This is a genomic window from Nocardia sp. NPDC004151, assembly GCF_042874235.1.
Taxonomy (GTDB): Bacteria; Actinomycetota; Actinomycetes; order Mycobacteriales; family Mycobacteriaceae; genus Nocardia.
In genome coordinates this window covers 58,833-72,814 of record NZ_JBIAMR010000012.1, presented here as the reverse complement: position 1 = coordinate 72,814, position 13,982 = coordinate 58,833, and the positions used below count along the sequence as shown (strand labels likewise).

At 70.0% G+C, this 13,982-nt stretch carries 12 protein-coding genes and 1 pseudogene; 7 read left to right on the top strand and 6 right to left on the bottom strand.

The genetic code is table 11. The annotated features are described in order from the left end of the window. The first annotated feature begins 25 nt into the window (after positions 1 to 25). Positions 26 to 565: a TetR/AcrR family transcriptional regulator gene (locus ACFYTS_RS25205; RefSeq protein WP_357287405.1), complete on the top strand. Its 540-nt coding sequence runs from the start codon at positions 26 to 28 to the stop codon at positions 563 to 565. Here ACFYTS_RS25205 and ACFYTS_RS25200 read toward each other — a convergent pair. Beyond that, positions 562 to 1,596 (bottom strand): hypothetical protein, encoded by a 1,035-nt coding sequence (locus tag ACFYTS_RS25200; RefSeq protein ID WP_387307579.1) that lies wholly within the window; start codon positions 1,594 to 1,596, stop codon positions 562 to 564. The two genes, ACFYTS_RS25205 and ACFYTS_RS25200, sit on opposite strands and share 4 nt — an antisense overlap. A gap of 55 nt (positions 1,597 to 1,651) precedes the next feature. Between ACFYTS_RS25200 and ACFYTS_RS25195 the strand changes: the two genes are divergently transcribed. Beyond that, complete coding sequence (locus ACFYTS_RS25195) at positions 1,652 to 2,098, top strand: MarR family winged helix-turn-helix transcriptional regulator (protein ID WP_387307577.1); 447 nt, start codon at positions 1,652 to 1,654, stop codon at positions 2,096 to 2,098. A gap of 18 nt (positions 2,099 to 2,116) precedes the next feature. Here the strand turns inward: ACFYTS_RS25195 and ACFYTS_RS25190 are convergent, their stop codons facing one another. Both ACFYTS_RS25190 and ACFYTS_RS25185 read right to left on the bottom strand, forming a co-directional pair. Continuing rightward, a complete protein-coding gene (locus tag ACFYTS_RS25190; protein WP_387307575.1) occupies positions 2,117 to 3,232 on the bottom strand; it encodes an alpha/beta hydrolase in 1,116 nt (371 codons plus the stop codon). 166 nt (positions 3,233 to 3,398) lie between these two features. Beyond that, positions 3,399 to 4,277, bottom strand: coding sequence for a UTP--glucose-1-phosphate uridylyltransferase (locus ACFYTS_RS25185; protein ID WP_357287395.1), 879 nt, complete (start codon positions 4,275 to 4,277; stop codon positions 3,399 to 3,401). Between the two features lie 230 nt (positions 4,278 to 4,507). On the opposite strand from ACFYTS_RS25185, the gene ACFYTS_RS25180 reads away from it, so the two are divergent. The 3 genes from ACFYTS_RS25180 (at position 4,508) to ACFYTS_RS25170 (ending at position 9,901) form a co-directional block, all read left to right on the top strand. Further along, positions 4,508 to 5,830: a DNA polymerase IV gene (locus tag ACFYTS_RS25180; protein WP_387307783.1), complete on the top strand. Its 1,323-nt coding sequence runs from the start codon at positions 4,508 to 4,510 to the stop codon at positions 5,828 to 5,830. A 175-nt stretch (positions 5,831 to 6,005) separates the two neighbouring features. Next, positions 6,006 to 6,506 (top strand): hypothetical protein, encoded by a 501-nt coding sequence (locus ACFYTS_RS25175; protein WP_357287392.1) that lies wholly within the window; start codon positions 6,006 to 6,008, stop codon positions 6,504 to 6,506. Positions 6,507 to 6,598: 92 nt separating this feature from the next. Further along, positions 6,599 to 9,901, top strand: a complete 3,303-nt coding sequence (locus ACFYTS_RS25170) for an arabinosyltransferase domain-containing protein (RefSeq protein ID WP_387307573.1) — start codon at positions 6,599 to 6,601, stop codon at positions 9,899 to 9,901. A 96-nt stretch (positions 9,902 to 9,997) separates the two neighbouring features. On the opposite strand, the gene ACFYTS_RS25165 is transcribed toward ACFYTS_RS25170, so the two are convergent. The 3 genes and pseudogenes from ACFYTS_RS25165 to ACFYTS_RS25155 form a co-directional block, all read right to left on the bottom strand. Next, a complete protein-coding gene (locus tag ACFYTS_RS25165; protein WP_387307571.1) occupies positions 9,998 to 10,459 on the bottom strand; it encodes a VOC family protein in 462 nt (153 codons plus the stop codon). Positions 10,460 to 10,523: 64 nt separating this feature from the next. Continuing rightward, the gene (locus ACFYTS_RS25160) at positions 10,524 to 11,237 is read right to left on the bottom strand and encodes a hypothetical protein (protein ID WP_357287383.1); all 714 of its coding nucleotides are present in this window, start codon (positions 11,235 to 11,237) and stop codon (positions 10,524 to 10,526) included. 139 nt (positions 11,238 to 11,376) lie between these two features. Then, a pseudogene (locus tag ACFYTS_RS25155) lies at positions 11,377 to 11,433 on the bottom strand (hypothetical protein); the annotation flags it as partial. Between the two features lie 957 nt (positions 11,434 to 12,390). On the opposite strand from ACFYTS_RS25155, the gene lspA reads away from it, so the two are divergent. Next, on the top strand, positions 12,391 to 13,050 hold the full coding sequence (gene lspA / locus ACFYTS_RS25150) for a signal peptidase II (RefSeq protein ID WP_387307569.1): 660 nt from the start codon (positions 12,391 to 12,393) through the stop codon (positions 13,048 to 13,050). Next, positions 13,047 to 13,973, top strand: coding sequence for an RluA family pseudouridine synthase (locus ACFYTS_RS25145; protein WP_357095098.1), 927 nt, complete (start codon positions 13,047 to 13,049; stop codon positions 13,971 to 13,973). Before lspA ends, ACFYTS_RS25145 begins: the two co-directional genes overlap by 4 nt. Positions 13,974 to 13,982: the final 9 nt, after the last annotated feature.

Here is a 13,982-nt window from a genome sequence, read left to right as displayed (position 1 = left end):
AGGGAGAAGGAGAGCAGGTCAAGCCATGAGCGAAGCCCGCGAGCGCCTGCTGGACACCGCGACCCGGCTGTTCTACGCCGAGGGGATCCACACGGTCGGCATCGACCGGATCATCGCCGAGGCCGGGATCGCGAAGGCCACCTTCTACCGGCACTTCAAGACCAAGGAAGATCTGGTCGTCGCCTATCTGGTCCGCGAATACGGCCGCCAGCGCGAGACCTTGGAGGCCATCCCCGGTTCGGGCGCGGAGTCCATCGTCGGGATCTTCGAGCGGCTCGGCGAGCTCAGCCGCGGCCCGGGGTTCCGGGGCTGCCCGTTTCTCAACGCCGCCGTGGAGTTCCCGAACTCCGACCACGCCGTGCGCAAGATCGTCGACGAATACCGTGCCTGGTTCCGCGACCTGATGGCCCAGCGCCTGCGCGCCGCCGGTCACCCGCAGGTCGAGGACGCCGCCCGCGCCCTGCTGCTGACCCGCGACGGAGTGACCATCAGCGGGGGAGTGGGCGACGCGGAGACGGTCCGGGTGGGCATCCGGACCGCCTTGTCGCAGTGGGGTATTCGCTAGACCCCGACCGCCTCCTCCATCTCCTCCTCGGCGGCTTCCGCCACGGCGGTCTCGGGCGCGGCGTGCTTCGGCGCGGCCTGCCGCTTCTCGGCGAGGCCCGCGACCGCCATGAGCGCCACGCCCGCGGCCAGCCACAGCGCCAGGCTCGCCATCCGGCTGCCCAGTCCGATGCCGTCGAAGTAGAGCAGACTGCGCGCGCCCTCCACGAATCCCGCGCCGTTCCAGAACCGGTGCAGCGTGCCGAAGAAGTCGTTCTGCAGCCACGGGCTGTAGACGCCGCCGGAGCTGGTGAAGTTCAGCATCACGAACAGCACCATCATGGCCAGGGTGGTCCAGCGCCTCAGGAAGGTGTGCAGACCGATGCCGATGCTCAGGATGCCCGCCGCGTACAGCCACGACATGCCCCAGATCGCGCCCAGGTCATGGTCGACGATGTGGAAGACCGGGCCCGCGAGCGCCAGGCCGATCAGGCTCACCAGCAGCGAGGTGATCAGGCCGATGATCCCGCGCTGCCACAGCGGCAGGCCCGCGCCCGCGGCGCTGATGGCGGCCACGCTGCCGTAGGAGCCGATGCTCAGCGCGACCAGCAGGAAGAAGATGCCCTGCGCGGTGGGGTCGCCGGAGCTGGGGGTGGTGACGTCGGTGACCGTGAGCGGCGTGTTCTGCAGGCCGGCGACCTGCCCGAACACGGCCTCGGCGGCCATGGCGGTGGTGTCGGATCCGGCCTTGGCGACGAGCAGTTCGGGCTTCTCCCGGTCGGGCACGTACGCCCCGGCCAGATCGCGGTGGCGCAACTTGTCGATGGCGTCGTCGCGGGTGGGCACGGTGATCACGTCGAGGGCGTTGCCGCCCTTGTCCTTCAGTGATTGGGCCAGCACCTTGACCTGCGCGTTGTCGCCGACCACGGCCACCGCGAGGTGGTTGGGCTCGGGCTGGTGGAACGCGCCCAGGTAGGCCAGGCCCATGCCGAGGCACATGAGCAGCGGGGTGAGCAGGTGGACGGCGACGTGCCGGATCTGTCGGGTGGCCATGAAATCTTCTCCAATAGTTGGTAAATACAACCAATCGAGGTTGTAGTCTACAACTATGAAGAGCGAATCCGCATTCCCCGGCCGCGCCGATGCGATCGAGGTCATACAGCGCGAGCTCACCGCCTTCGCCCGCCGCGCCCGCGGCCGGGCCGGTGAACTGCACCCGGAGCTGTCGCTGGTGGCCTCGAGCATCCTGGACCTGGTGATCGAGCGGAGCGGCTGCCTGGCCGCCGATCTCGCCGGTCACTTCCACCTCGACAAATCCACGGTCAGCCGCCAGGTGGCCGCCCTCGAACGCGACGGCTACCTGGAACGCGAAGTGGATCCGACGAACCGCCGCAACCTGGTCCTGCACGCCACCGCCGAGGGCCGCCGGGCGGCGGGCGCGGCGGCCCGCAGTCGCGCCGCCGCCTTCACCGAACGCTTCCAGGACTGGGACGACGCCGATGTGGAGCGGCTGGCGGAATACCTGGTGCGCTACAACGCCGCCGACGCGGGCTAGGCCCGGATCCGGCCCGGCTCAGTTGGTTCCGTCGGAGCGCTCGGTCTCGGGCGCCCATTCCTCGTCAGGCAGGTCCATGCCCTTGGCGAGCACCGGCCACGAGGAGCGCAGCGCGTCCTGCCAATAACCCCAGGAGTGCGTGCCCGCCTGGGTGATGTCGAAGGTCGCGGGAATGCTCATGTCCCGCAGCCGCGCCCGCAGGTTTCGCGCGCACCAGTCGCTGGCCGCCTCCAGGATGCCGCCCACCAGGATCTGCTGCGGCAGACCGCCGTCGGCCGGGCCCAGGCTGCGCACATCGGCCACATTGTCGTGCTTGCCGGGCAGGCCGCTGCCGTTGGAGACGTAGATCTCCATGCCGCGCAGGGCCTCCGCGTGCACATACGGGTCGTTGGCGGCCCACTCCGGATCGTCCATCGGTCCGTACATGTTCACCGGATTGCCGCCGCCGATGCTGATCACCAGGTTCGCGAACTTCTGCCCGACCGGATCGGAGATCTGCGCGCACCCGCTGTAGGCGGCGACCGCGCGGTACAGGCCCGGCGCGGCGATGGCCAGCTGCAGCACCGAGGTGCCCGACATGGACATGCCCGCGATGGCGTGGGTGCCGTCGGTGTCGAGCGCCGCGTCCACCAGCGGCGGCAGTTCCTCGGTGAGGAAGGTCTTCCACATGGGCTGTCCCAGTTTGGGATCAGCGTTGCGCCAGTCCGTGTAGTAGGTGAACGCGCCGCCGATGGGCATCACCACGTTCACGTTCTTGTCCATGAAGAACTGGGTGGCGTCGGTATTGCGCTTCCAGGTCGCGGTGTCCTGGCCGCCGCCCGCGCCGTTGAGCATGTACAGCACCGGCCGCGGCCGCGAGGGATCGGCGGGCCGCTGCACCTCCACGGTGATGTCGGCGTCCATGGCGGCCGAATGCACCAGCAGGGTGAGGTTGCGCGCGTCGTGGATCTCGAAGCTCTCGATCGTCGATCCGTCCTCGGACACCGTTGTCGCCGCGAGTGCGGCGCCGCTGGTTATCGGGTCGGGAGGGGCGGCGAAGGCCGGGCCCGTGGGCACGACCGTGGTGAACGTAGTGACAAGGGAACAACTTGCCGCCGCGAGCAGTGCTGCCCGAGTGCCCAATCCGCCTAGCAAAACCGACCTTCGATCCACAGGGTGTCCCGACCCATGCGCATGATCGCCGACTCGTGCCCCAATGTTTCAGGTTTCGACAATATCGGGGTCGGCGTGCTTGTGGCACACGGCACTTGTGCGCCGGGCTATGCGGATCCGCTGTGGTTCAGCGCGTGTCGCGGTTCTCCTACTCGGCGACCAGGCCGCGCAGCAGTGGACCGTACTCCGGGTGCGCCAGCGCGGAGGCGAATTGTGCTGTCAGGTAGTCGGCCGGGTTGCCGGTGTCGTACCAGCGACCCCGGATCACCTGGCCGTACACCGGGTTCTCGGCGGCGAAGATATTGATGGCGTCGGTCAGGTACACCTCGCCGGTGCGGTGGGTGTACCAGTGGTCGACCTGGCGGCGCAGCTCGGCGATGATGCCGGGCGTGACCACGTAGCCGCCGATCGCGGCGAACTCGGACGGTGCGTCGGCCGGCTTGGGCTTCTCCTTGAGGCCGCTGATCCGCATCAGGCCGTTGCCCTCGGTCTCCTCGACCACCGGCACGCCGTAGCGCGAGGATTCGGCCGGGTCCATCGGCATCAGGGCCAGCACCGGCGCGTCGGTCTTGGCGTAGGCGTCGACGAGCTGCTGGGCGCGTGGCACCTCGGCGACGAAGACGTCGTCGGGCCACAACACCAGCATGGGCTCGTCGCCCAGGTGGCGGGCGGCGTTCAGCACCGGCGTGCCGTTGCCGTACGGGCCGTGCTGGTCCAGGTAGGTGATGTGGCCGGCCCGGGCCAGCTCGCCGACCTCCTCGACCGCGTCGGCGTAGGCGGTCTTGCCGTCGGCGCGCAGCTGAGCGACCAGCGCCGGATTGGGGCGGAAGTGGTCCTGGATCAACGACTTTCCACCGCTGACCACGATGGTGATGTCGGTGACACCGGAGGCCACGAGTTCGCGGACGGTGTGCTCGATGACCGGCTTGTCGCCCACCGGGAGCATTTCCTTCGGGATCGCCTTGGTCAACGGCAGCAGGCGCGAGCCGATGCCCGCAGCGGGAATCACGGCCTTGCGAATCGTCATGGACGAATTCTCACACAGGTTCCTGCTCGTACCTGTCGGTAGCCGCTTGTAGATTTCCCTCTGTGACCACCTCCGCCGGCCCCGCGAACCCGGGCATCGTGCCTGGTGAGGCCGGTTGTGCTGGGGCGGCTGCGCCGGGCGGCGGGCCGGGGCGGGCCGTGGCGGATTCACGGCAACCCCTCAGCCCCGCCGGAGGCCGGGGCCAGCGGCGCTGGGTGCTGCACATCGATATGGACGCCTTCTTCGCCTCGGTCGAACAGCTCACCCGGCCGACCCTGCGCGGGCGTCCGGTGCTGGTCGGCGGCATGGGCGGGCGCGGCGTGGTGGCCGGGGCCAGTTACGAGGCGCGGGTGTTCGGCGCGCGGTCGGCCATGCCCATGCATCAGGCGCGTCGGCTGGTCGGTGCGTCGGCGGTGGTGATACCACCGCGCGGGGCGGTGTACGGGGAACTCAGCGGGCAGGTGTTCGAGGCATTGCGGTCGCGGATCCCGGTGCTGGAGACGCTGTCGTTCGACGAGGCGTTCGGGGAACCGGCGGAGCTGACGGGGGCGACGCCGGAGCGGGTGCTCGAATTCTGTGAGGAGCTGCGGACGGCGGTACGCGAGCGCACCGGACTGGTGGCCTCGGTCGGGGCGGGCAGCGGCAAGCAGCTCGCCAAGATCGCCTCCGGCCTGGCCAAACCCGATGGGGTGCGGGTGATTCCGGCGGTCGAGCAGGACGGCTTCCTGTCCGCGCTGCCGGTGCGCAAACTGTGGGGGATCGGACCGGTGGCCGAGAGTCGTTTGCGCTCCTTGGGAATCGAGACGGTGGGGGCGCTGGCGGCGCTGCCGGAATCGGAGGCGGCCTCGATCCTGGGCGGCAGCATCGGGGTGGCGCTGCACCGGCTGGCACGCGGGATCGACGACCGTCCGGTGGCCGAGCGGGCCGAGGCGAAGCAGATCAGCGCCGAAACCACCTACGAGACCGACATTCTCACCCTCGCCCAGCTGCGCCCGGCCATCGACGCCATGGCGGCCTCGGCGCACCGGCGGCTGAGCGTGGACGGGCGCGCGGCGCGCACGGTGGTGCTCAAACTGAAGAAGACCGATATGAGCATCGTGACCCGATCCTCCACGCTGCCCTACGCCACCGAGGACCTGGTCACGCTGACCGCGGCCGCGCAGCGCTCGGCCCTGGACCCGGCCGAGATCGGTCCGATTCGTTTGGTGGGCGTGGGTTTCGCCGGGCTGTCGGAGATCCGGCAGGAATCGCTGTTCCCGGAACTGGATCAGACGGTGGACGCTGACGTGGTCGCCGAGGAGCCCACACTGGCCGTGCCCGGCGGCCCGGATCCGCTGGTACCAACCGCAACTCGCTCCTTCGCGATCGGAACCTGGTATCCGGGACTGGATGTCGAGCACCCGGAATTCGGCCACGGCTGGGTGCAGGGCGCGGGGCACGGGGTGGTGACGGTCCGCTTCGAGACCCGTTCCACCGGCCCGGGTCCCACCCGCACCTTTCCCGCCGCGGATCCGGCTCTGACCAGGGCAGATCCGTTGGCCAGCCTGCGCTGACGGCGTTAAGACCCGAATGCGCGAATTATGAGGATTCGGCCTGAAAATGCCGCGCCACCGCCCTCGGAGGCGGTTTCCGCGACCCGGCGTTGGTAGTGTCGCCACTCGGGCAGCGCCGCCGCGGGTGTAGCTGTCACAAGTCGAACGGACCTACTCGAACGCAAAGGACGAGCAGTTGAAGCTTCAGAAGACTGGACGCATCGCGGTCGCCACGCTGGCTGTCGTGACCGTACTCGGGCTGTCGGCGTGTGGCAGCGGTGACAAGAAGGAGACCAAGCCCACCAAGGCCACCACCTCCAAGGTCACCGGCGCGCAGAACAACTACCCGCCGGCCCCGTCCGCGGCGGACCTGAATGCCGAGCTGCAGAAGGCGCTGGATCCGAACATTCCGGATTCGCAGAAGCTGGACATGATGCAGGGCGCGCAGGCCGACCCGGCCCTGCCCGGCCGCCTCACCGAGGCCTACCGGCAGAACAACGCCACCATCACCGTCACCAACGTGACCGACCTCGGCAACGGCACCCTCACCGCCGACGCCCAGTTCGCTGTCAACGGTGGTACGCCGCAGCAGGCGGTCGTGCCGTTCGTGGCCGAGGACGGCAAGTGGAAGGTGCAGAAGGACTGGGTCTGCAACGCCCTCTCGCTGGTCAACCAGACCTCCCCGGCCTGCGGCTAGTCCTCGACGACCGACCCGGCATCCCCTAGTGGACTGCCGGGTTCGTCCTCTTCTTGGCGGTCGATGATGAGGACCGCTTAGGATCTGCGGTCGTGACGGACGTGTTGGAGAAGGCGGGGCCGGATGCCGCCGGGAGTGCTGGTGCCGAACCCGAGAGACGGACTCGAGGAGGCTGGGCGCGCCCTGTCGCCCTGATCGCCGGCCTGATCGCGGTGCTCGCGGCGCTGGCGGTGCCGTTCCTGCCGGTGCGCGTGGACCACACCACCCTGACCTGGCCGCAGGGCAATTCGACGCAGAGCATCGAAGCCCCGCTGATCACCTACGCGCCGCAGAGGTTCGACGCCACCATTCCCTGCGCCGCCGTGGCCCAGCTGGGCGCGAAGGGCGGCACCCTGGCCGCCACCGGGCCCAATGGTGCGCCGGACCTCGAGAAGTACGGATTCGTGGCCCGCGTCACCGCGTCGACCACCACCGCCGACGGTGTCACCACGCCCGGCAAGCTGGAAGCGATCCTGCACCACAAGACGCTGCTCAGCGTCCCCGTCGACCAGCTCGGCGCGGGCTGTGCGCTCACCGTGCACGCCGACTTCACCTCCGCCGGCGCCACCCTGACCGGATCCTCGGTCGAGCCGGTCACCCTCGAGGGCGACTACCGGCCGCAGATGGTCGGGATCTTCAGCGACCTGACCGTCTCCGACGGCGCGAAGGTCACCGCGGAGGTGGACAGCCGCTTCACCTCCACCCCGGGCCCGCTCAAGCGGATCGCCATCTGGACCGCCATAGCCGGCACCCTCGTCGCGCTGGGCGCCCTGTTCGCGCTGGACCGCCTCGACGGCCGCCGCAGCCGCCGCTTCCTGCCCAGGCACTGGTGGACCTTCCAGCCGGTCGACGCCGTGGTGCTGGGCACGCTGGTGCTGTGGCACTTCATCGGCGCCACCACCTCCGACGACGGCTACCAGTTCGGCATGGGTCGCGCGTCCCTGCACGCCGGGTACATGGCCAACTACTTCGGCTACTTCGGCGTTCCCGAAACCCCGGTCGGCACACCGTATTACGACCTGATCGGCCATATGGCGCAGGTCAGTCCGGCGAGCGTGTGGATGCGCCTGCCCGCGCTGGTGGCGGGCGTGCTGATCTGGCTGGTGCTCAGCCGCGAGGTGATCCCGCGCCTGGGCGCGCGGGTGCGCCGCGACCGGATCGCGGTGTGGACCGGGGCGCTGGGCTTCCTGGCCGTGTGGCTGGCCTACAACAACGGCCTGCGGCCGGAACCGCTGGTGGCTCTCGGTGTGCTGCTCACCTGGGTATCGGTGGAGCGGGCCATCGCGACCGGGCGGTTGCTGCCCTACGGCATCGCCGTCACCATCGGCGCGTTCACCTGTACCGTCGGCCCGTCCGGCATCATCTGTTTCGCTCCGCTGCTGGCGGGCATCCGGCCGATCTGGCGGATCCTCAACCGGCGCGCGACGGAATTGGGTAAGCCGACCCCGCCCGACGCGAGTGCGCTCACCATTCTGAAGGCCCGCTTCGGCGCGTACCTGTCACTGGCCGCTCCGGTGGCCGCGGCCGGTGCCGTGGTGCTGGCGGTCATGTTCTGCGATCAGCCGCTGGCCTCGATGTTCGAGATGAGCCGGGTGCACACCGCGGTCGGCCCGGATGTGCACTGGGACGGCGAATACATTCGCTACCAGTACCTTTTCATGCCCACCATCGACGGTTCGCTGGCCCGGCGCTTCGGCATGTTCGTGTTCTGGATCGGCCTGGCGGTGTGCGCGGCGGTGCTGCTGCGCAAGGGCGGCCGGATCCCGTTCACCGCCTCGGGCCCCGCGCGGCGCGTGCTGGGCACGGGTGTCGGCGTCATCCTGCTGATGATGCTGACCCCGACCAAGTGGACCCATCACAACGGCATCTACGCCGGACTGGCCGGGGTCGTCGCGGTGCTCACCGCGGTCGCGGTCGGCCCCAAGGTGATGCGCTCGCCGCGCAACCGGGCGCTGTTCGCCGCGGTAGTGGCGTTCGCGCTGGCCGCGGCGTTCGCCAGCATCAACGGCTGGTGGTACGTGTCGAACTGGTCGATCTCCTGGAACGACAAGCCGGTGGTGCTGGCCGGGTTCCTGGTCTCCAAGATCTTCCTGGGCATCGCGCTGGCGCTGCTCGCGCTCGCCGGCTGGTTCCACGTGCGCGCGCCCGAAAAGCCGGGCCCGCACCGGATCTCGAAGCTGGGCTGGCGTTTCGTCGCCATCCCGCCGCTCACCGTGGCGGCCGCGTTCATGGTCGTGTTCGAGGTGGCCATGCTCGCCAAGGGCGCGGTCGTGCAGTACCCGGCGTACTCGCTGGCCCGCTCGAATATCGATGCGGTGCTGGGCAAGCCGTGCGGCCTGGCTCGCGACGTGCGGGTGGAGGAGCAGCCCAACGCGGGCATGCTGCCGCCGCTGACCGGCGACGCGCACAGCGCCTTCGGCGCCGAGGCCACCGGCTTCTCGCCCCGGGGCGTCGCCACCGATCTGCGCCCCGACGACGACCTCGACACCGGCGGCAGCGTCGCCAGCGCGGTCAGCGGGCGCAGTAGCGGCACGGCCGACGGAACCACCACCGCGCCACTGCCTTTCGGCCTGGACGCGAGCACCCCGGTGCTGGGCAGCTACAACAGCTCCGAGGCGATCTCCACCCTGACCACCGGCTGGTACACGCTGCCCGCGGCCGGGGACCGCTCCGGCATCATCGCGATCGCCGCCGCGGGCCGCATCCGCTCGGTCGACCAGGACGGCATCGTGACCCCCGGCCAGTCGGTCGAGGTCGAATACGGTGTGCCCGGCGCCGACGGCGTGCCCGTCGCGCAGGGCCGGGTGACGCCGATCGATATCGGTCCCGCCCCGACCTGGCGCAACCTGCGGACGCCGCTGAGCGACATCCCGGCCGCCGCCACCGCGATTCGCGTGGTCGCCACCGATCGCGACAGCGACCCCAAGCAGTGGGTGGCGCTCACCCCGCCGCGCATCCCGCACACGGTGACGCTGCAGGAGTACGTCGGCAGCAGCAAGCCGGTACTGCTGGATTGGGAAGTGGGCCTGCAGTTCCCGTGCCAGCGGCCCTTCGATCACCTCGACGGCATCGCCGAGGTGCCCGAGTACCGCATCCTGCCCGACCGCGGCGGCGCGGCCATGACCACGCTGTGGCAGAGCCATGACGGTGGCGGCGCGCTGGGCTGGAGCTCGATGCTGTTGCGCCCGGTCACCCTGGCCACCTTCCTGGACAACGACCCGCGCCGGGACTGGGGCGAGCTGCAGCGGTTCGAGCGCATCGACAGTTCCGCGCAGACCGCCAAGCCGTCGGTGACCGTCGAGAGTCACACGGGAATGTGGAATCCCGGGCCGATCAATGTGACCGGCTGGCAGTAGTTCCGGCCCGCACGTGATGACCGCGAACCGCACCCGCTTCCCGACGGAAGCGGGTGCGGTGTCGTTTTCGGGGCTCGGCCCTGGTGTCGGCGGGGCTCAGCCCTGCATGGCCGCCATGCGCTTGGCCATCTCCTCCGGATCCACATCCTCGACGTGCAGGGCGAGGGTCCAGCGGTGCCCCCAAGGATCCTCGATGCCGGAGGTGCGGTCGCCGTAGAACTGGTTCTCCGGGGCCTGTAGCTCCCGCGCGCCCGCGGACAGGGCGGCGGCATGGGCGGCGTCCACGTCGTCGACGTAGACATAGAGGTTGACCGGCGTGCCGCCGACCGTGCGGGGATCCAGGAACCCCATGGCCGGGGCCGGGTCGCCGAGCATGATCACCGAAGTGCCGAACTGCATTTCGCAGTGCGCGATGGTGCCGTCCGGGCCGGGCATGCGGAAGCGCTCGTCGGCGCCGAACACGTGCTTGTAGAAATCGATCGCCCGGGCGGCGCCATTGCAGGCGAGCGAGGGACACACGGTGGGATAACCGTCGGGAATGGGTGTGACATCGGACATCGGAAACCTCCTGTCGAGGTTGTTGCCGGACGCGTCCAAGCCTATGCCCGGGGACCGGCGACACCTAGGGTCCCGCGGCTCCCCGCAGTTTCCGCACCTGGGCCGCCGTCATGGCGCTGAGCTGCTGTGGATCGGGTTCCTTGGCGTCGGAGTAGGCGATCTGCACGACTGTCGAGCCCACCAGCGTGATGCTCACGTCGGTGTAGAGGGTGAGTCCCTCGCTGGTGGTCCGGACCTGGAACGCGGTCGATCCGTCCCCGGCCTGCGGCTGACTCAGACCACCCAGCCGGAATTCGACCTTGGTGTTGTCGGCATCGGTGCCCGAGTACTTCGTGCATCCGGTCAGCAGCGACTGGGCGGCGGAAAAGGCCTGGGCCGCGCCGCCGTTCGCATAGGACGCCGCGTCGATGTCGACACTGGCGAAGTTCATCCCGCCGAACTGGGCCGCCGCGCGCGCCGCCGCGCCGGGCGCCTGCACGGCGATGGCTTCCAGCACCTTCGCGCACTGCGCGGGATCGGTCTTCGCGCCCGCGCCGCCCGACGCGCCGGGCGGCGGGTCGTCCAGGGCGGTGAACCCCGCGGGCATGGCCGTCAGATCCAGCAGATCCGAGCGCAGCGTGTACTCGTCGAGAACCGGTGCGCCGCCGGGCGACTGCGTCGGCTGCACGGCCGGGCCCAGGCTGGGCAGCGGGCCCCCGGAGTCCTTGCTGTTCCCGCACGCGGTGGCGGTCAGCGCCAGCGCGCCCGCCAGCAATGCCAGCCGTGTCAGGCTCCCCACTGCACCTCCGTGCGCAGCGTCTGGCGCAGGGTCACCGCGCTGCGCGGGTCGCGGTAGGTCTGGTTGCCGCCGACTTCCACCTGGCCGGAAACCGGGAGCGGCAGGCCCAGATCCACGGCGATGGTCCCGGTGCCGTGCATCAGGTAGTCGACGATCTCGAGCTGGCCGGCCTCGTTGGGCAGATGCCACACCGCGGACTTCGGGCTCTGCACCACGTTCAGTTCGATGGTGAGTTCGTTGCCCTCGCGGGCGGTGAGGGTGCAGGTGGTCACCTGCTCGAGCGGGACGCTCCCGGAAACCTGTTGCCGCACGGTCCATACCGCGCCCACGCCGACGGCCTCGGTCGGGAAGGCGATGGACTGGTACACGGCCTGATAGAACGACTGCTCCAGCGCGGCGCGCGCGGCGTCGGAGGTGGCCGGTTTGGGGGCCAGCTTGAGTGCGGTGATCGCGCCCAGCTCGCTCACGTCGAAACCGACGTGGGATCCGTCGGCGTGCGTCAGCGCCTGGGCCAGGGTCGGGTCGGGGGAGGTGACATTGCCGACGGTCAGTTCGACCCCGTCGGCCCCGGCCTGCGCGGTCAGCGGGATGGTGACCGCGGGCGGGGAGATGTCGCGCTGCGCCTGCTGATTGATCTGCTGCTCGATGTGGTGCTCGGTGCTCAGCGTCACCTGCTGGCTGGTGCCCGGTTCGAGGGTGCGGCGCAGCGGCGAGCGGGGTTCGGCGCCCGGGTTGACGACGGTGGTGGTCACGGCCTCGATGGGCATGGTGACCTCTTTGTTGATGCCCACCGGCTCGGTGCCGTCGCCTTCGGCCGTGGTCTCCGACGGGTCGCTGCAGCCGACGCCGAAGGCGGTCAGGGTGACCGCGAGGACCAGCAGTAGCACCCCGGAACGGTGGCCGCGGGCGCTCCCGCGGCGAGGCGGTCGCGGGGGTCCGGAACAGGGTGCGGTGGCGTTCGCCGAGCTGGGGGAGGAAGACAACACCGTCACGTCGAACAGGTTACGACGGGTTCCTGAAAAACAGCTGGGATCCTGTGCGACCGCCGTTTCGGTTTGCCGGGACGGGCCCCGGGTCGGCCCGCGCGGCGGTTCGGAGCCGCCGGGCCCGGACCGTTCGGAGTCCCCGGGCGCGGATAAGGAATGATGTCAGGGTGAGTACCGACCGGCCGCGCGAAACGGGCGCTGAGGAACCAGACAAGTCGCCAGGGGAGACCGTTCCCGCGATCGATGCCGAGGCTTCCCCCGCCGGCGAAGCCGCCGAGTCGGACAGCGCCACCTCCGAGACCGCGTCGCAGCCGCTGCGCCTGCGCAATCTGCTGGTGCTCGCCGCGGTGGTGCTCGGTCTGGATCTGCTGACCAAGACGATCGTGGTCTCCACCATGACCCCCGGCAAGCCGATCTATCTGATCGGCGACTGGGCGCGGCTGTCCCTGGTCCGCAACCCGGGCGCGGCGTTCTCCATGGCCACCGGCATGACCTGGCTGCTGACCCTGATCGCCGCCGCCGTGGTGATCGGCGTGATCCGGATCGGCCGCACCCTGCGTTCGCTGCCGTGGGCCATCGGACTGGGCCTGGTGCTGGGCGGCGCGCTCGGCAATCTCATCGATCGTCTGTTCCGCGCGCCCGGCCCGCTGCAGGGTCACGTGGTGGATTTCGTGGCGGTCGGCTGGTGGCCGGTGTTCAATGTGGCCGATTCGGCGATCGTGTGCGGCGCGATCCTGCTGGTGGCGTTGACGGTGTTCGGTTTCGAACCCGACGGCACCCGCATGCACCGCGCGCCCGCGACGACCGCGGAGGGGAAGGCGGCATGAGGGAGACCCGCAGCATGCCCGTGCCCGACGGCCTGGACGGCATGCGTGTCGACGCCGGGCTGTCGCGGCTGCTGGGCCTGTCCCGCACCGCGGTGGCGGCCATGACCGAGGACGGTTCGGTGCAGCTCGACGGCGTCGCGGCCGGAAAGTCGGATCGGCTCACGGCCGGCGCCTGGCTGGAGGTCGAATTCCCCGAGCCCAAGCGCGAACTCACCGTCGAGGCGACCCCGGTCGAGGGCATGAAGATCCTCTACGCCGACGACGACATCGTGGCCGTGGACAAGCCGGTCGGCGTGGCCGCGCACACCGGTGTCGGCTGGACCGGCCCCACCGTGGTCGGTGGTCTGGCCGCGATGGGCTATCGCATCTCCACCTCGGGCGCCCACGAGCGTCAGGGCATCGTGCACCGCCTCGACGTCGGCACCTCCGGCGTGATGGTGGTCGCGCAGTCCGAGCACGCCTACACCCAGCTCAAGCGCGCCTTCAAGTACCGCACCGTCGAGAAGCGCTATCACGCTCTGGTGCAAGGCCATCCGGATCCGTCGAGCGGCACCATCGACGCCCCCATCGGCCGCGCCCGCGGCAACGACTGGAAGTTCGCGGTCACCGCCGACGGCCGTCCGTCGGTCACCCACTACGACACGGTCGAGGCCTTCCAGGCCGCCAGCCTGCTCGACATCCATCTGGAAACCGGTCGCACCCACCAGATCCGCGTGCACTTCTCGGCCGTGCGTCACCCCTGCTGTGGTGACCTCACCTACGGCGCGGACCCGCGCCTGGCCGAACGCCTGGGCCTGGAGCGGCAGTGGCTGCACGCCCGCCAGCTGGGCTTCAACCATCCCGCCGACGGCCGCTGGGTCGAGATCACCAGCGAATACCCCGCCGACCTGGAACACGCGCTCGACGTCCTGCGTCAGCACTGATCGGAGCTC